Source organism: Paenibacillus rigui, from assembly GCF_002234615.1.
Classification (GTDB): Bacteria; Bacillota; Bacilli; order Paenibacillales; family NBRC-103111; genus Paenibacillus_S; species Paenibacillus_S rigui.
In genome coordinates, this window is the sequence record NZ_NMQW01000001.1 from 40,111 (window position 1) to 57,849 (window position 17,739).

A 17,739-nucleotide genomic window follows, 5' to 3' on the forward strand; every position below is an offset into this window, starting at 1 on the left:
TGGAAATGCTTATGCACAAGTCCAGGAAGATGAGCTTACTTCGCTACCAGGTGCTTGTCGCCTTTTTTCCAGTTCATTGGGCACAAACCGCCGGATTGCAATGCTTCCAGCACGCGGAAAGTTTCTTCTACGCTGCGGCCTACATCGTTGTGGTTCACAACCTGGTATTTCAATTCGCCTTCTGGATTGATAATGAACAGACCGCGAAGCGCGATACCTTCTTCTTCGATCAATACGCCGTAATCGCGAGCTACTTTCTTAGTCAAGTCAGCAGCCAATGGGAAGTTCAACTGACCCAAGCCATTGCTGTCTTTTGGAGTGTTGATCCAAGCGCGGTGGGAGTGAATGCTGTCTGTGGACACACCCAACACTTCCGTGTTCAATTTCTTGAACTCATCATAGTTATCGCTCAAAGCGGTGATTTCAGTCGGGCATACAAAAGTGAAATCAAGCGGATAGAAGAACAGTACCAACCACTTGCCTTTGTAGTCGGACAAAGATACTTTGCCGAAGTCTGCACCGTTACCTGCTGCTGTTTCCATTGTGAAATCTGGAGCCTGTTTACCTACCAAACGTTCTGCCATCTGCTTATTTCCTCCTTTAATTGAGTAGAATTCTCAATTAGAATGGTACCATCCGGTACTTTCAAAGTCAAGATTAAAATTATTATTAATTTATAATTATTATAATCTAGACAATTTCATGTCATAAATGAGCTTGTTAGCTCCATAAACAATGAAGACCCTTAATCATCCGATTAAGGATGTAAAGAGTCTTCACTTGATGCCTTGCTTATTTACGGATAGCGTTCACGATCAAATCGCCCATTGCAGTCGTACCGATCGCTTTGCTCTTATCAACGGCAATATCGCCTGTACGGTGACCTGCATCCAGCACTTCTTTCACCGCACGCTCGATCGCTTCAGCCGCATCGTGATAGCCGAATGTGAGGCGGAACATCAACGCAACGGAAAGAACGGTAGCGATAGGGTTCGCAATGCCTTGGCCTGCAATGTCAGGTGCAGAGCCGTGTACCGGCTCGTACAAGCCGAATGCGCCTTCGCCCAGGGAAGCAGAGGACAGCATACCGATGGAGCCTGTCAGCATAGCCGCTTCGTCGCTTAGGATATCGCCGAACATGTTCTCGGTGACGATAACGTCGAAGCTGGATGGACGGCGCAGTAATTGCATTGCGCAGTTGTCTACCAGTACGTGCTCAAGCTCGACATCCGGATAGTCCGGAGCAATACGGTTTACTGTTTCTCTCCACAAACGGGATGTTTCCAATACGTTCGCTTTGTCTACAGAAGCAAGACGCTTGCTGCGGGTTTGAGCGATTTCAAAAGCTTGACGGACGATGCGCTCCACTTCTTGTACGTTGTATACGCAAGTGTCTACGGCTTCTTCTCCGTTTGCACCCTCGCGGCGGAATTTCTCACCGAAGTAAATGCCGCCTGTCAATTCACGAACCACGATCAGGTCCGTGCCTTCCAGCACTTCCGGCTTCAACGTGGAAGCGTCTTTCAGACAGTCAAAAATAACCGCAGGACGAATGTTGGAGAACAAGCCCAATGCTTTACGAATGCCGAGCAAGCCTGTTTCCGGACGAAGCTCCTTCGGATTGTTATCCCATTTCGGACCGCCAACGGCACCGAGCAGCACCGCGTCGGAATTTTTACACATATCCAATGTATCTTGAGGAAGCGGTGTTCCTTTTTGGTCGATGGCAATACCGCCGAACAAACCGTGCTCCGTCTCGAACCGGTAACCGAATACCTCTTCTGTCTTTTTCAAAACCTTCTCCGCTTCAGCAATGACTTCTGGACCGATCCCGTCACCAGCGATAACTGCAATTTTTTTCACATCTGCCATGTCGTTTCATTCACTCCTAAAAATAGTATTATCTCCTTTGTACCATATTTGTCCCGTAATGACAAAGATATAAAATCTATCATCATCATAGGTATTAACTATAACAATGCTTGGAGCAGTCTTAGGCATCGAAGTTTGAAATCGTGTCGAAGAAGGTTGTTTTATCGGATTTAAAGGATTAAAATAAGCCTTATGTGAATTCAATTCCCCCTTATGCGATAAGGACCGATAAAGGAGCTTATGTATGGATTATCGATTCTCCAGTACGATGGATAGCTTCAAATCCTCGGCAGTTCGGGAAATACTGAAGCTGACCCAGGGCAAATCTATTATTTCTTTGGCCGGCGGGCTGCCTAACGAGCAATATTTCCCTATTGATGCGGTGAGAGACGCGTTCTCCCGCGTGTTTGACGAAGGCAAGCAGGTGCTGCAGTACGGCTTAACCGAAGGGTATACCCCGCTGCGTGAAAGCATCGCCAAGCATTTGGAACGAAAAAATATACATGTCGGCGTGGACGATATGCTCATTACTACTGGATCTCAGCAGGCGATCAACCTTCTGACCAGTGTCATGATCGATCCGGGTGACGTGATCCTTGTTGAACGTCCTACCTATCTTGCAGCGATCCAAATTTTCCAATCGTATAAAGCGAACATCATCTCGGTTGATTGCGATGCCGATGGTATGGATCTGAACGACCTGGAGCTCAAAATTAAACAGCATCATCCGAAGATGATTTATGTCATTCCTACCTTCTCCAACCCGTCAGGCAAAGCGTGGAGCCTGGAGCGCCGCAAGGGGACGCTTGAAATCTGCAAGCGTAATAACGTACTGATTCTTGAGGATGATCCGTACGGAGAATTAAAGTTTGGAGACGGGGAAACGTTCCCTTCCATCTTTTCCTTGGATGAGCATCCTACCGGAAGCTGTGTCGTGTATACAAGCACCTTCTCCAAAATCGTAGCGCCTGCGCTTCGTACGGGCTGGGCGATCGGAGACGCCACCGTCATCCGCAACATGACCCGTGCCAAGCAAGCGGCGGATCTGCACTCCAGCACAATGGACCAGCAGGCGCTGCACCAGCTGTTCCAGCATTTCGACCTTCATGGACACATCGATCTGGTACGAAGCGAGTACGAGAAGCGGATGCATCAGATGGTGGACCTGCTTAAAAAGCAAGATTGGCCGGGTACCCGGTGGATCGAGCCGAAAGGCGGCATGTTTATATGGCTGGAGCTGCCGGCCCATATCGACACCGAGCAGCTGCTCAAGCAAGCGGTACAAGAAGGCGTAGCCTTCGTCCCGGGAGCCAGCTTCTTCGCGGATGCGCCGGAACGCAATACGATGCGTCTCAACTTCACGCATACCGACCACGATAAAATGGTTGAAGGGATTGAGCGGCTGAACCGCGTCATTCGCAAAGCCCTTTAATATGTACACAGCAATCCAGCCCCCGGCTCCTCTGCCGGGGGCTCTCTTTTTGTGCTGCTTGTATAGTTGAGCGTAGCTCAAGAACAAGTTCTTAAGACTCACGTATCTTCTCGGCTTCGTTAGACTAGTACAAAATGCCTTTCGTCACGATAACCAACAAAATGAACAAAACCAGGATCACTCCTGTGCTAGTAAAAGCGCCGCCAACTCCGCAACCTGGGCCTACTCCTGCTCCTAAAAATCCTCCCATAGCTCTCATCTCCCTTCTCAAAGGAACTACTGTATGGTATGTGCTGCTCCCGGGAAAGGATTGGGCATTCATAGGAAAGGGGCATATAGCCAGGAAGGACAATAGTCAGGCAAGGATAAACGGCTTCGCCATCTTTCATGATGGCACGCGTTTGTCAAGGTAGACGAAAGTTGTGAAACTTATACTTTCCTATCTACGAACAAATAAACCCCCGGTCACTGTCTCCTGAATCAGGAGCTATGACCGGGGGCTACTCTATTTCGCCTTTGACTTGCGTACGTTAAATCAGCGACACGTTGTCACGCTTGCTGCGTGCCGGCGCCTTACGTTTGTCGATCAAACGGTTTACTGCATCGATATACGCCTTGGCACTTGCTTCCAAAATGTCTGTACTGACGCCGCGGCCTTGAACGGAATAATCGCCTTGGCGCATCACTACGTGAACCTCGCCCAGCGCATCCTTGCCTTGGGTAACGGATTTGATCGAGTAGTCCTCGAGCTCGACTTCCTCGTTCGTTACCTTATCAATGGCTTTGTAGATCGCATCGACGGAACCGTTGCCGACCGCCGCTTCCTCTGCCGAGCCGCCATCGATCTTTTTGACACGAATCGTTGCCGTCGGTACGGATTGGTTACCGTAGGACAGCTGAATCGTGTCCAGAACGAACACTTCCGGTGTCTCGATCAGCTTTTCTTCAATCAATGCGCGGATATCCTCGTCACTGACATCCTTCTTCTTGTCGGCCAAGTCCTTAAACTTCGCGAAAGCAACGTTCACTTGCTCCTCGTTCAGTTCATATCCAAGATCAATCAGCTTCTCCCGGAAAGCATGGCGTCCGGAATGCTTGCCCATAACGAGCTTGCTTTCCTTCAAGCCGATCGTTTCCGGCGACATGATCTCGTACGTCGTTTTTTCCTTCAGCATGCCGTCCTGGTGAATCCCGGATTCGTGCGCGAAGGCATTGGCCCCTACGATCGCTTTATTGCCAGGAACGACCATTCCTGTCAGCTTGCTGACCAAACGGCTCGTACGCGCAATTTCATTAAGCACAAGCGACGTTTTCGCCTGGAAAAACTCTTGGCGCGTCTCCAGAGCCATCGCCACTTCCTCCAACGATGTGTTCCCTGCACGCTCACCAATCCCGTTGATCGTACCTTCGATTTGATCCGCACCGTTCAGCACAGCTGCCAGCGCATTCGCCGTCGCCATACCCAAGTCGTCATGGCAGTGCGCGCTCAGCTGGATTTTTTCAATGCCAGGCACGTTTTCCTTCAACGTCTTGAAGATGTTGCCATATTCATACGGCGTCATGTAACCGACGGTATCCGGAATGTTGACTACCGTAGCGCCGGCACGGATGGCCATAGCCGTAACTTCGCAAAGGAAATCCAGCTCGGTACGGCCTGCATCCTCCGGAGAAAATTCGACCTTGTCGAAATATTTTCTTGCGTAACGGATGGCCGCTTCCGCGGTTTCCAACACCTGGTGCTTCTCCATGCGCAGCTTGTGCTTCCGATGGATCGGCGATGTCGCCAGGAACAAGTGCACACAAGGATCCTGAGCACCCTTCAAAGCCTCATGCACCGCATCCAAATCCTTCTCGCGGGAACGGGCCAAGCCGATGATCGAGGCGTTTTTGACTGCGCGAGCTACGGCGTTCACTCCTGCCAGGTCGCCCGGGGATGCTGCAGGGAAACCTGCTTCGATCCGGTCGATCCCGAGCTTCTCCAGCTGCAGGGCGATTTCCACCTTCTCCTGCATGTTTAAGTTCACGCCTGGCGACTGCTCACCATCCCGCAGGGTCGTGTCGAAAATATATATTTTTCTCATGAGTCTTATCACCTCTTAGGAGTTTTCGCGAGGATAAGCGATACAGCTTTGCCTGCTTGCGCAAAGTGTATTTTTAAGCAGAAAAAGGTACGGCTCGAAGGTGAGAAAACCGGAGGACACTCCACCGCTTACATTCCCCATTGTCTTCAAGCCGACCTCATTCATACAATATATATTACCTCAACCGGATAAAAATTACTTTTTGATCCAGTGCATCATTTCACGCAATTGCGCGCCTGTTTGCTCCAGCGGATGCTCGGATTCCAAACGGCGAGTTGCAGTCAAGAAAGCACGGCCGGATTGGTTCTCCAAAATAAAGTCGCGAGCGAATTTACCTTGTTGGATATCGGACAATACTTCTTTCATTGCTTTTTTCGTTTCTTCGGTGATGATACGAGGACCTGTTACATAGTCACCGTACTCCGCCGTGTTGGAGATGGAATGTCTCATTGTAGCCAATCCGCCTTCATACATCAGGTCAACGATCAGCTTCAGCTCGTGCAAGCACTCGAAGTAAGCCATTTCTGGAGCGTAGCCAGCTTCAACCAATGTTTCGAAACCAGCTTTAACCAATGCGGAAGCACCACCGCAAAGAACGGCTTGCTCACCGAACAGGTCAGTTTCTGTTTCTTCACGGAACGAAGTTTCGATAACGCCCGCACGTGTGCAGCCGATACCTTTAGCATAAGCCAAACCGATAGCTTGAGCTTGTCCAGTTGCATTTTGGTGGATAGCGATCAATCCAGGAACGCCGAAGCCTTCAACGTACACACGGCGAACCATGTGACCTGGGGATTTAGGAGCTACCAGCAACACGTCTTTGTCGGAAGACGGGTTGATTTGACCGAAGTGAACGTTGAAACCGTGGGAGAACATGATGGTTGCACCTTGCTTCAGGTTCGGTTCGATTTCATTATGGTATACGCTTGCTTGCGTCTCATCCGGCATCAAGATTTGAACTACATCAGCCAATTTCGTAGCTTCTGCAACGGAGAATACTTCGAAGCCGTCGTTTTTCGCTTGCTCGAAGGATTTACCTTGACGAAGACCAACGATAACTTTCAGACCGCTGTCACGCAGGTTTTGCGCTTGAGCATGCCCTTGGCTTCCGTAACCGATAATTGCGATGGTTTTACCTTTCAGTACGTTCAGATCAGCATCTTTTTCATAATACGTTGTAACTGCCATGGATAATAGCTCCTCCTTTAATTTAAAAACCCTGTGAGTGGGCGGTCCAACGGACAATGTCCATCCCTATGGCGGAGTCATCCGCTGGATCCCCCACTCACAAAGGTACTTAACCTAATTAATGATTCATGTTCTTTCTATCAACCTATTTAACCGATCCGCGAATCATCGCCGTCGCTCCGGTTCTGGACAGCTCGCGGATGCCGTAAGGCTTCAGCAGCTCGACCATTGCGTCGATTTTCTCGGAATCCCCAACCACTTGAACGATCAAGGAGGAAGGTCCGATATCGACTACCGCCGCACGGAATGTCTCCACAACGCCCAGCACCTCGGGACGCGCGCTCGGCTCAGCATTCACTTTGATCAAGGCCAGCTCGCGCGCAACCATTGGATTGGCACTTAAATCGACAACCTTGATCACATCGATCAGCTTATACAGCTGCTTGGAAACCTGCTCCAAGGTTTTATCGTCACCTGTCGTTACGATAACCATACGCGACAAGCCTTTTTCCTCGGACTCACCGACCGTAATGCTCTCGATATTGAAGCCGCGGCGTCCGAACAAGCCGGACACGCGCTGCAGAACTCCAGGTTGGTTGTTGACTAAAACGGAAATGGTATGTTTGTGCATCATTCCGAATCCCCCATTATCATTTCATCTATCGTCGAGCCTTGAGTGACCATCGGGTAAACATTCTCACCCTTGCGGACCACGAATTCGACGAGCACCGGACCTGGGGTGTCCATAGCTTCAGCCCACGCTTGACGCGCTTCCTCTTTATTCGTCGCTCTTAAGCCTTTAACACCGTAAGCTTCCGCCAATTTGACGAAGTCCGGGCTGCCGGCCAGATCGATGTGACTGTAACGGTTATCGTAAATGATTTCCTGCCACTGACGAACCATACCAAGCACCTGGTTGTTGATGACTACGATTTTGACAGGAATTTTGTTGATCGCACAGATAGCAAGCTCCTGGGAGCACATTTGCATCCCGCCGTCCCCATTAACCGATACAACCAGACGGTCCGGATGAGCGACCTGCGCACCAATAGCTGACGGGAACCCAAAGCCCATCGTGCCCAAACCGCCGGAAGTCAGGAACGAACGCGGATGGTTGAATTTGTAGTATTGGGCCGTCCACATTTGATGCTGACCTACGTCCGTAGATACAATAGCTTCACCCTTCGTTGTCTCATGGATCATCTCGATCACGTACTGCGGCTTAAGCTCTGTATCCGAATCCTTATAGCGCAGCGGACGGTTCATCTTGTTCTCCTGAACCTGCTTGATCCAAGCTTCGGATTTCGCCGGCTTCACTTTCGTCAAGGCCATTTCCAGCACGGCTTTCACATCGCCGACACATGGAATAGACGCTTCGACAATCTTGCCGATCTCTGCCGGATCGACATCAATATGAACAATCTTCTTCGCATGCGGTGCAAAGCCGTTCACTTTCATTGTAACACGATCGTCAAAGCGGGCACCGATAGCGATCAACAGATCACAATTTTGCAGCGCATTGTTGGCCGTATATTCGCCGTGCATCCCCGGCATCCCCATCCACAGCTCGTGCGCGCTTGGGAAGCCGCCCAATCCGAGCAAGGTGGTCGTTACAGGAATGCGGGCCTTGTTCACAAACTCCAGCAGCTCTTTGGAGGCATTGGAGTATACAACCCCGCCCCCAGCCAGAATCACCGGACGTTCCGACTCGGCAATAGCTTCCAGCATCCGGTCTACCTGCAGCTTGTTCGGTTGAACCGTTGGGTGGTAGCCGCGAATATCGACCGACTCGGGATAGTAGAACGGCGATTTTTCATTGGAAACATCCTTCGGAATATCGATCAGAACCGGTCCTTTGCGTCCTGTGCTGGCGATATGGAATGCCTCTTTAATAATTCGCGGCAAATCTTTAACGTCCCGAACGAGGTAGCTGTGCTTGGTGATCGGCATCGTAATGCCTGTAATATCCGCTTCCTGGAACGCATCGGTTCCGATCACAGAAGTTGCCACGTTACCGGTAATGACGACCAATGGCACAGAATCCATGTACGCTGTAGCGATACCTGTGACGAGGTTCGTTGCCCCCGGTCCGGAAGTCGCGATACATACGCCTACCTTCCCTGTAGAACGCGCATAGCCGTCAGCCGCATGAATCGCGCCTTGCTCGTGACGAGTCAGGAGGTGTTTGAAATCAGGGTTGCCGTGCATGGCATCGTAAATATATAAGACCGCTCCGCCCGGGTAGCCAAAGACGCAATCCACGTCCTCCAGCAGCAAACTGCGCAGCAGCATTTCAGATCCTGTGATTACATCGGGTTGAAGCAATTCCTTACGCAATTGTTCTTTCGACTTTTGTGTGGTTTGAACGATCATGATTTATCCTCCTCTCGAAAACTAAAAAACCCCTCTCATCCCAAAACGCCAATAAATAGCGTCTGAAGGGACGAAAGGGGTTGATCTTCCGTGGTACCACCCAGAGTTTGTTATCTGCCTCACAGCAAATAACCTTAGCAGGTAAGATCAGCATAGGGCTGCGTTCATACCTTCAGCACGGTAACGTGTGCTATTCCGATTCCCCCTAATAGCTATGTCTGTTGTAGCTTAACATACTTTTCAGGGAAACAGCTCCGAGGTGAGCTCGTACATAAGGGATTAAGGCGTTGGTTTCAGCTGGTCCTCCGCTCTCTGAACATAAGAGCCCCTATAACTTCGTCCTCATCATTGCCGATTTCGACGTTGTTGCTATTTCAATATTATATGCCGGAACCATGTTGAAGTCAAGGCCTCTTTCTTGCTTGTTCGAATTGGATGCCGCGCCTGCGACACCACGCCTCTGAAGCAATTCATGAGTCTTATGAATCTAAAATAACCTTATATATCAAGGCTTATTCATGGATAGTTCGGCTGAGAAGCCCCTGCATAATTGAAAATAAAATGAGATTGAGGGGCCACTGCAGCGACAAGAGACCAGCCTGCCAAATTGTTCCTCCACAGCACCCGCGTTCTTCGCCAGTTAGAGCAGCCTTTTACCACCGCTCACTTAAAAATTCAATCGTCAAAACAAAAATACCCCCCACTCCACTACGCAATTGCGCGATGAATGCAAGGGGTATTCCTATGAAAAATGCTAATTAAGCATTTACTTTCGCTTTTGCAGCTGTTGCCAGATCGTTGAACGCGTTGATATCGTTAACGGCCAGGTCAGCCAGGATTTTGCGGTTTACTTCGATGCCGGACAATTTCAGACCGTGCATGAATTTGCTGTAGGACAAGCCGTTTTGGCGAGCTGCAGCATTGATACGAGTAATCCACAATTTGCGGAAATCGCGTTTTTTCTGACGACGGTCACGGTATGCATACAGCAAGGATTTCATTACTTGCGCGTTAGCTGTTTTAAATAAACGGTGTTTGGAACCGAAATAACCTTTTGCCAATTTCAAAATCTTTTTATGACGACGACGAGTTACGAACCCGCCCTTGACTCTTGCCATGATCCATTACCTCCAAATAGTTAAGTAGAATAAAGTAGAATTAACCGTTGATGTTAGACAATTGTTGTTTCAAACGTCTTACATCGCCAGCTGCCATCGTTGGGTTCGTAGCCAATACACGTTTCTGACGAGCGGATTTACCGGACAACAGGTGGTTTTTGTAGGCTTTGTATCTCATGACTTTGCCTGTACCTGTAATCTTGAAACGGCCTTTAAGGCTGCTATGTGTTTTCATTTTTGGCATGATGTGTAGTCCTCCTTAATATTTATGCTTGCTGCTTCGGCGATAAGATCATGATCATGCTGCGGCCTTCCAACTTCGGCCTGCGTTCAATCACAGAAAGTTCATCCACTTCAGCGGCCATACGCTCCAGCACCTTTTGACCGATGCTTGCATGGGCGATTTCACGACCACGGAAACGCACGCTCAGCTTCACCTTGTCGCCTTCATTTAAAAACTTCACGACGTTGCGCAGCTTCGTTTGGAAGTCATGCTCATCAATCGTCGCGCTCAAGCGTACTTCTTTAATTTCGACGATCTTCTGGTTCTTACGGGCTTCCTTTTCTTTCTTCTGCATTTCATAACGGTATTTCCCGTAATCCATGATACGGCACACCGGCGGCTTCGCCGTAGGAGCCACGTTCACCAAATCCAGATTCGCATCCAACGCAATTTGTAGCGCTTCACGAATCGGTTTAATTCCCAGCTGCTCACCATCTGCACCGATCAGGCGAACTTCTTTCACCCGAATCTCATCGTTAATTAAATGATCTGTACTAATAACCTGCCACCTCCAAAAAAGACTTTAATGTAAAATTAAAAAGACGCGGGCAGCAAGCGCCCACGTCCGTTAAAGTTCAAGTGATTGATATCATGATTGATTCACTCTAGCTTTGTAACCAGCCGACTCGCGTCAGTCAGGTGAGAAGTTTTGGCGCTTCTTCTTTTGCACTAAGAGATCATACCATAGCCCAGCTATAGAAGTCAACTCTTTTTCCACAAGGGACATTCATTAGCTGACCTGTTTGCTCTGCATTTCCTCCAGACGGATCACACGGGTATGCTCCGTATGGCTCCACTGCTTGTTGTTCTGCGTGAAGAAGGCATAGACGGTGATCGGCCACCAGGAAAGCATGAACACCGGAAGGGTGATCAGGTAAGCCCAAGTTTTGGCCGGCGCCTTCGCCATGATCAGCGCAAGCGGGAATTGGATGTAGCTCAGTATGCCGATGACCATGAACAGGTTCGGCGCGTAGTCGAACAGCGAAGCAAAGGACGGTAAGCCCGGCATCATCATATCGCACCACAGCACAACCGTAACGACGGATGCGATCAATACATTATACACATTCAACGCATAGATCGCGGTGTCGAGCTTGGCCCAGCTGCCTTCCTTCAGCCCCTGCCAGAACAAGGGGAAGAAGTAGCGGCGCGCCACATCGAAGTGACCCTGCATCCATCTCAAACGCTGTCTTGCCGAAGCTTTGAACGTTAAAGGCTTCTCATCATACACTTTGGCATCAAAGTTAAAGGTCGGGTTAATTCCGCGCTGAACGCAGCGCATGGTGAACTCCAAATCCTCTACCAGGCTTGTTGCGCCCCAGCCGATTTCCTTCAGCAGGTTCGTCTCGAAGCACATCCCGGTACCCCCAAGGAAGTTCGCCAAACCGAGGTTTTGGCGGGGCAGCTGCCACAGACGGTTGCAGTACCAATACGTCACTGCGTAAGCCGCTGTGATCCAGGAGTCATTCGGGTTCTTCGTATCCAAGTAAGCTTGGATAACTCTCGATCCGTTGCACAGATCGTTGTTCATATGCGTCAGATAATCCGGAGCAACCAGGTTATCCGCATCCAGCATGACGATCCCGTCGTAGCTGCGCGGCATTTTCCAAAGCTCCTTCAGCATCCATTCGATGCCGTAGCCCTTGCCCCGAAGCTTCGGATTAGTACGCTCGCAGGCGTATACCCCCATGCTGCGGGCAATTTGTGCGGTACGGTCGGTACAGTTGTCACAAATTACGAATACATCGTACAGTTCCTTCGGATAATCCAAAGCTTTCAAATTGTCGATCAACGCTCCGATGACCTGCTCCTCGTTATGGGCGGCAATCAAAACGGCGAACGACTTTTGTGGTGCATGCTGCGCTTTCGGTTTGCGTTGGTACCAGCCGAAAAACGTTAAAAAAAGCTGATAGACACCAATCAACGCCAAGACAACCTGAATGCCCAACAAAACATTGCCTAGCATCAAAAATCCCCCTTTTTATGTACCTCAAAGTTTTTCTCTCTCTACTTGTTTATTTACACAACTTCGATGGTCTCTTTTGGATTTGTGTGGGTAGCCGAATATGATTTTCCTCTCTTTACACCGTTTTGTCAAAAGCGTATTATTGCCTCTTAACGTCAGAACTGCAAGATAAAAGAAGAAAATCAGGATGATAACGGCAATGCTCTCTGCCATAGAGCTTTTTACATATGGTTTTCATCGTTTTTCGTAGATTTTCAGTTTCATGTCATTTCGCAACAATGGATTCCGACATCACGATCCTGCCGGAATTTCCCGCAACATTCAAATAGCTCGCATACAGCTCCGAAAAAATATGATCCCACGATTGCCGCAGGCTGTATGCGCGGCCGGCGCCAGACAGCTGCGCACGATATACCTCCTCATGATACAACAATTCCACGGCATTCACAAATTGTGCCACCTGCCCCGGATCGCAGAGCAGTCCGTTTTCCCCGTGGCGTATAGTATCCTTTACCCCGCCTGCAGCCGATCCAATCACCGGCGTACCGGAAGCCATCGATTCAAGCACCACATTCCCGAACGTTTCCGTAGCGGATGGAAACAAGAACACATCCGCCGCTGCGTAAAGGTCGCTTAGAGCCTTTCCCTGCTTGAATCCCGTGAAAGTCATATCGTCCCGCTGCCCGTACTGCTCCAGCATCGGTTTGTACAGCGGCCCTTCCCCCACAATAACAAGCTGCGAATGCTGGCGAACCTCGTCGGATAAGCTCAAATAGGTTTGCAGCAGCGTGTCGACGCTTTTCTCAGGCGCCAGTCTGCCGACATATAAAATAACGAATTTGTCCGCCTTTACCCCATAAGCTTCCCATACCCGTTCCCGATCAACCAAGGGATGAAAACGATTGACTTCGACACCGCGGGACCAGATTTCCAGATGCCTGAGCCCTTTCTCCTGCAGATGCAGCAGTGTCGAATGGGACGGCACATAAATTTTGTGGCACTCCTGATGGAACCAGAGCATATATTTCCAAAGCATCGGCTCCATCCATTGAAGCTTGTAGTGGTTTAAGTACTGGTCAAAATGCGTGTGATAGGAGGCCACCAGCGGCACCTGATGCTTTTTGGCATAATGCAGGCCGAGGAGACCGAGATTGAACGGTGTGGCAACATGAATGAGGTCGGGCGAAAAGGCTGTAAGCGTTTTTTTAAGATGAAGAGGGTTGGGGATAGCCATGCGGCATTCGGGATACAATAAAAAGGGTATGCTGTAAAATCGTTCCACACCGGAAGAGCCGGCTGATTCCGTGGTATCCGCTTGCGGCGCAAATACTTTGCATTCCACTCCCCGCGATTCGAGGAAATGAACCCAGCGACCCAATGTTTTGGCCACTCCGTTGACATCCGGCAGGTACGTGTCCGTGAACAAGGCTACTCGCACAGCATCCCCTCCTAAGCGTTTTGCGCCAGTCCTAGCTGGCCGCAGCAAGCATCAGCTATGGATCACTTCTTATTACCTACCAGTGTAGCCGCGGAGTGTTAAGAGAACGTCAATACAATATTAAATCTGCCCTCACGCGAATTTATCATTCGTTTAATCATCCATTAACAAATGCGGATTATTATATGTATATGATCCCTGTAGGGAGCTTATCCCATTAATTCAAGGAGGCGACTGCCGTGAGCCGAGTTGTATCATGGCTTCAGCATCATGAGAACCGCATGTTTTGTTGGGTGAACCAACGGCTTCAGCATACGTGGCTGGATCGTCTTTTCAATACGATCACCCACCTCGGGGGAGCAACGGCAACGATTGCCATTGCGCTTTGCCTGAGCTTGTTCGGAAAGGGCAGCCTGCAGCTTGCAGGCTTTCACTGCTGCGCCGTTCTGGCGCTCAGCCACATTCCTGTCGCTCTGATCAAACGCAAATATCCAAGACTAAGACCTTATCTCGTCGTTCCCGATACACATACCTGCAAAAAGCCCTTATCCGATCCTTCGTTTCCTTCCGGCCATACGGCCGCTATTTTCTCTGTAGCCGTTCCTTTGGCTTGCGCCACCCCCTGGCTGGCTCCAGTCGTTTTGCCTTTGGCCTGCCTGGTCGGCATGTCCCGTATTTATCTGGGGCTTCATTACCCCTCCGATTGCTTGGCAGGGTCTATATTGGGTACAACGGCGGCATTGGCAACGGCTTCATTTTTCGTATAAGCAGCACGCGGGTATACAATAATAGAAGATATTCTTATGCAAATTCATGGCACAAGGTATGGTGAACGCCGCATGCGTAAAAAAAGAGTCTTGTTGTTATCCGAAGGCTTCGGTGCCGGACATACCCAGGCCGCCCATGCACTATCCGTAGGGCTCCGCATGCTTTCTCCGGACGTCCAGACAAGGGTGCTGGAGCTAGGCTCATTCCTCCATCCTACGCTGGCGCCATGGATCTTGACCGCCTATCGCAAAACCGTCACCGTCCAGCCCAAATTGTATGGTCTCATGTATCGGGCACAGTATAAAAAATCGCTGAACCGATTGACCCGGCTTGCGCTGCACCGGATCTTTTATGCTCAGACAGCTGAAATTATACGCCAGCTTCGGCCCGACACGATCGTATGTACGCATCCCTTCCCCAACGCCGTCATCTCCCGGCTCAAGCGCGCCGGCTTGAACATGCCCTTATGTACGGTCATTACGGACTATGACGCCCATGGGACCTGGGTGAACTCCGAAGTGAACAAATATTTGGTATCGACGCCCGATGTCAAGGAAAAGCTAATCCACCGCGGCATCCCTTCAGAATCGATTCAAGTCACAGGCATTCCGGTGCATCCGAACTTTTGGGAGCCCCATAACCGCGAGGAGCTTCGTGCCCGCTTCAAGCTAAAGGCCATGCCTACCGTCCTGCTGATGGGCGGGGGCTGGGGAATGCTCCATAACGAGGAATTCCTTCAGCAGCTTATCGCATGGCGGGATAAAATTCAGCTGGTGGTCTGCTTGGGCAGCAATGAAAAAGCATTGGCTGCCATGGCGCAGGATGCCCGTTTCCAGCATGAGCATATTCGGCTGCTGGGTTTTACACAGGAAGTCGATAAATGGATGGATGTCGCCGACCTGCTGATTACGAAGCCAGGAGGTATGACCTGCACCGAAGCACTGGCCAAAGGCATCCCCATGCTGTTCTACAAGCCCATTCCCGGGCAGGAGGAAGAAAATTTGCAGTATTTCACCCAGCAGGGCTTCGGGGAGCCGATCAAATCCGGGGCAACAGTAGAGCAATGGTTCCGGCTGTTAACCGACCATTACCCGGAAGTGATAAGAATGAGAGCCTTGTTAATCCATCGCCCTTCTTACAAGCCTTCGGACTGCCCACGCGCCATTATGGAGCTGCTCGCACCTTAGCCTAGCTTCCACTTGGAGAAAGCAACCCATGTAGAACCGTTACCGGCTCTCGCGTTATAAACTTCGCCCTCTTCCAAGACGGCATCCGGCGGGTAAGGTACTGTGAAGCCATGGAATCCGATCGATATATTTAAACAGTAAAAAACAGCATGCGGGTTCCCGAATAAAAAAGGGCCGCATGCTGTTTTATCGTTCAATTACGCTTCGCTGCTATCTTCAGAATCAGCAGCAGCCGCTTGGGCATCCTCGTGCTTCTGAGCCGCTTCCAATTGGTGCAGATGCTTCTGCAGCGCCTGCTCGCCGATAACCACTTCAACGCGATGGATATTCACGCCCTTGTCATGAAACTTCGTTTCATACTCGGTCATCACCAAATCGGTTCTCGTCCCCTCGGCATGAAGGTCAAGAGAAATGTTACGCATCCGAAGTCCCATGTCCGCGAAGGAATTCAACGAAAATTCAAAAAGAGAACGGGAATCGGTTTTGAAATGAATTTCTCCGTTACGATTTAAAATGCTCATATATTTATGGACAAAGCCCGAATGAGTCAGGCGGCGACGGGCATGGCGCTTTTTCGGCCACGGATCGCTGAAATTCAAATAAATGCGCTCAAGCTCATCCGTATCAAACATATCTTCGATTTTCTCAATATTAAACAAGGCGAGCTTTAAATTCGCTAATGTGCCCCCATTTTCTTCCCGGGACCATTGGGCCTTCTCGCTTGCACGACGAATCAATTCATCGTACATATCGACCCCTATGTAATTCACATTCGGATTCAGCGAGCTCAGCTGGCTAATAAACCGGCCTTTGCCCATCCCAAGCTCTACATGAATAGGATGATCATTGCCGAACAGCTCTTTCCATCTTCCTTTATATTGCGCGGGGTCCAAAACAATCAAATCCGGCTGCGCCTCCAGCGCCTCCCGAATACCTTTCCTGCCACGTAAACGCATCTTCATCCTCCAAAAACGTGCAATAGTTTACAAAAACCTCTCGATTAGAGACGATTATACCCTGAATTGCAAGGAATGAAAAGAGCGGCTGATGGCTCAGCCGCCCTCTGCGTCGTTACATTTCAAGAGCGTGGTAATGGATCTTGTCGCTGTCAGGGAGCATCAGGCGCTCCACTTGGGACCTGAGCTTTTTGCGTGCATTCGCCGCAAGCTGCGGCTGCTGGTAAAACACGGCGCCGCTGCTCAAAGCTATAGCTTCCTTCAGGCTAAGCTCCACCACCAAAGTCTGATTGCCGAACGGAACCAGGACTCCATCCATAGCTCTTTGCCCCCTGCTATTTCGCTTCAGCTTAACGGTCACCAATACGATCTTCAGAACGGTTGCGGCTTCTCATGCCTGCCAAGCCCAGAAGACCCAGCAGACCCAGCCATCCCCAGCCACCTGTACTGCGTGTCGTGGTATCGGCATTTGCACGGTAGCTATACGTGTTATAGTTGCCGCCGTAGCCGTAGCCGTCACGGTTCGTGCCGTACGTATTCGCACGGTCCATCAAACGCTCGGTCGATTTGATCGGGTGGGTTATGGCATTGGTTACATTGTTTGCCGTTGTTCCCGTTGTAGTTCCTGTCGTACCGGTTGTTGTTCCTGTTGTCGTTGTTGTTGTTGGATTAAGTGTCGTTGTACCTGTAGTGTTCGTTCCTGTTCCTGTACCCGATGTCGTGGTACCATAAGTGCCGTAAGAACCCGTCGTTCCGCTGCCGCTATAAGTACCGGAGCTTGTACCTGTACCCGTGGCAGTCCCTGTAGCGTTCGCGCTGCTCATTTCAGCAAAAGCTTGAGCACCACCCATCCCCAAAGAAGCTGTCAAAGCCAAAGTGAGTACTGTTTTACGAAACTTGTTCATGTTGTTCCGTTCTCCCTTCGCAACGATGTATTATTGGTGCACTTATAGCATGGTCTTCGACGGAATCAAATATCCTTCTTTCCGGCTAGGAGGGTTTTGTCAAGGAAATATTCGCAAAGGGTTGGCATTTACGGTAAAATAGGAGGAAGCTACGTTTAGCAAAGGAGTCTTT

General features: G+C 50.0%; 18 protein-coding genes. 3 read left to right on the forward strand and 15 right to left on the reverse strand.

The window, feature by feature from the left end:
- Positions 1–35: 35 nt before the first annotated feature.
- Both CF651_RS00160 and leuB read right to left on the reverse strand, forming a co-directional pair.
- Positions 36–584: a peroxiredoxin gene (locus CF651_RS00160; RefSeq protein ID WP_094012816.1), complete on the reverse strand. Its 549-nt coding sequence runs from the start codon at positions 582–584 to the stop codon at positions 36–38.
- 208 nt (positions 585–792) lie between these two features.
- Positions 793–1,872 carry a 3-isopropylmalate dehydrogenase gene (gene leuB / locus CF651_RS00165; protein WP_094012817.1) on the reverse strand — a complete coding sequence of 360 codons (1,080 nt, stop codon included), beginning with the start codon at positions 1,870–1,872 and terminating at the stop codon, positions 793–795.
- Positions 1,873–2,116: 244 nt separating this feature from the next.
- Here leuB and CF651_RS00170 point away from each other — a divergent pair, with 244 nt between their 5' ends.
- Positions 2,117–3,304, forward strand: coding sequence for an aminotransferase-like domain-containing protein (locus CF651_RS00170; RefSeq protein ID WP_094012818.1), 1,188 nt, complete (start codon positions 2,117–2,119; stop codon positions 3,302–3,304).
- Between the two features lie 124 nt (positions 3,305–3,428).
- Here the strand turns inward: CF651_RS00170 and CF651_RS32705 are convergent, their stop codons facing one another.
- From CF651_RS32705 to CF651_RS00215, 10 genes are all read right to left on the reverse strand, one after another.
- Positions 3,429–3,554 (reverse strand): YjcZ family sporulation protein, encoded by a 126-nt coding sequence (locus CF651_RS32705; protein ID WP_245855569.1) that lies wholly within the window; start codon positions 3,552–3,554, stop codon positions 3,429–3,431.
- A 280-nt stretch (positions 3,555–3,834) separates the two neighbouring features.
- Positions 3,835–5,385 (reverse strand): 2-isopropylmalate synthase, encoded by a 1,551-nt coding sequence (locus tag CF651_RS00175; protein ID WP_094012819.1) that lies wholly within the window; start codon positions 5,383–5,385, stop codon positions 3,835–3,837.
- 195 nt (positions 5,386–5,580) lie between these two features.
- Complete coding sequence (ilvC, locus tag CF651_RS00180; protein ID WP_094012820.1) at positions 5,581–6,573, reverse strand: ketol-acid reductoisomerase; 993 nt, start codon at positions 6,571–6,573, stop codon at positions 5,581–5,583.
- 145 nt (positions 6,574–6,718) lie between these two features.
- The gene (gene ilvN, locus CF651_RS00185) at positions 6,719–7,207 is read right to left on the reverse strand and encodes an acetolactate synthase small subunit (protein ID WP_094012821.1); all 489 of its coding nucleotides are present in this window, start codon (positions 7,205–7,207) and stop codon (positions 6,719–6,721) included.
- Positions 7,204–8,946, reverse strand: a complete 1,743-nt coding sequence (ilvB, locus tag CF651_RS00190) for a biosynthetic-type acetolactate synthase large subunit (protein WP_094012822.1) — start codon at positions 8,944–8,946, stop codon at positions 7,204–7,206. The genes ilvN and ilvB overlap by 4 nt, the downstream gene beginning before the upstream one ends.
- Positions 8,947–9,704: 758 nt before the next feature.
- Positions 9,705–10,064 carry a 50S ribosomal protein L20 gene (gene rplT, locus CF651_RS00195; RefSeq protein ID WP_094012823.1) on the reverse strand — a complete coding sequence of 120 codons (360 nt, stop codon included), beginning with the start codon at positions 10,062–10,064 and terminating at the stop codon, positions 9,705–9,707.
- A gap of 40 nt (positions 10,065–10,104) precedes the next feature.
- Positions 10,105–10,308, reverse strand: coding sequence for a 50S ribosomal protein L35 (gene rpmI / locus CF651_RS00200; protein WP_094012824.1), 204 nt, complete (start codon positions 10,306–10,308; stop codon positions 10,105–10,107).
- 22 nt (positions 10,309–10,330) lie between these two features.
- Positions 10,331–10,846, reverse strand: a complete 516-nt coding sequence (gene infC / locus CF651_RS00205) for a translation initiation factor IF-3 (protein ID WP_094012825.1) — start codon at positions 10,844–10,846, stop codon at positions 10,331–10,333.
- Between the two features lie 231 nt (positions 10,847–11,077).
- Positions 11,078–12,313, reverse strand: a complete 1,236-nt coding sequence (locus CF651_RS00210; RefSeq protein WP_094012826.1) for a glycosyltransferase family 2 protein — start codon at positions 12,311–12,313, stop codon at positions 11,078–11,080.
- 265 nt (positions 12,314–12,578) lie between these two features.
- Positions 12,579–13,751 carry a glycosyltransferase family 4 protein gene (locus CF651_RS00215; RefSeq protein WP_094012827.1) on the reverse strand — a complete coding sequence of 391 codons (1,173 nt, stop codon included), beginning with the start codon at positions 13,749–13,751 and terminating at the stop codon, positions 12,579–12,581.
- A gap of 239 nt (positions 13,752–13,990) precedes the next feature.
- Here CF651_RS00215 and CF651_RS00220 point away from each other — a divergent pair, with 239 nt between their 5' ends.
- Both CF651_RS00220 and CF651_RS00225 read left to right on the forward strand, forming a co-directional pair.
- Positions 13,991–14,518, forward strand: a complete 528-nt coding sequence (locus CF651_RS00220) for a phosphatase PAP2 family protein (protein WP_094012828.1) — start codon at positions 13,991–13,993, stop codon at positions 14,516–14,518.
- 72 nt (positions 14,519–14,590) lie between these two features.
- Complete coding sequence (locus CF651_RS00225; protein WP_094012914.1) at positions 14,591–15,706, forward strand: MGDG synthase family glycosyltransferase; 1,116 nt, start codon at positions 14,591–14,593, stop codon at positions 15,704–15,706.
- A gap of 197 nt (positions 15,707–15,903) precedes the next feature.
- Here CF651_RS00225 and trmB read toward each other — a convergent pair whose 3' ends face one another.
- From trmB to CF651_RS00245, 3 genes are all read right to left on the reverse strand, one after another.
- Complete coding sequence (gene trmB / locus CF651_RS00235; protein ID WP_094012830.1) at positions 15,904–16,662, reverse strand: tRNA (guanosine(46)-N7)-methyltransferase TrmB; 759 nt, start codon at positions 16,660–16,662, stop codon at positions 15,904–15,906.
- 115 nt (positions 16,663–16,777) lie between these two features.
- Positions 16,778–16,981, reverse strand: a complete 204-nt coding sequence (locus CF651_RS00240) for a hypothetical protein (RefSeq protein WP_094012831.1) — start codon at positions 16,979–16,981, stop codon at positions 16,778–16,780.
- A 31-nt stretch (positions 16,982–17,012) separates the two neighbouring features.
- Positions 17,013–17,567: a WGxxGxxG-CTERM domain-containing protein gene (locus CF651_RS00245; protein ID WP_094012832.1), complete on the reverse strand. Its 555-nt coding sequence runs from the start codon at positions 17,565–17,567 to the stop codon at positions 17,013–17,015.
- Between the last annotated feature and the right edge of the window lie 172 nt (positions 17,568–17,739).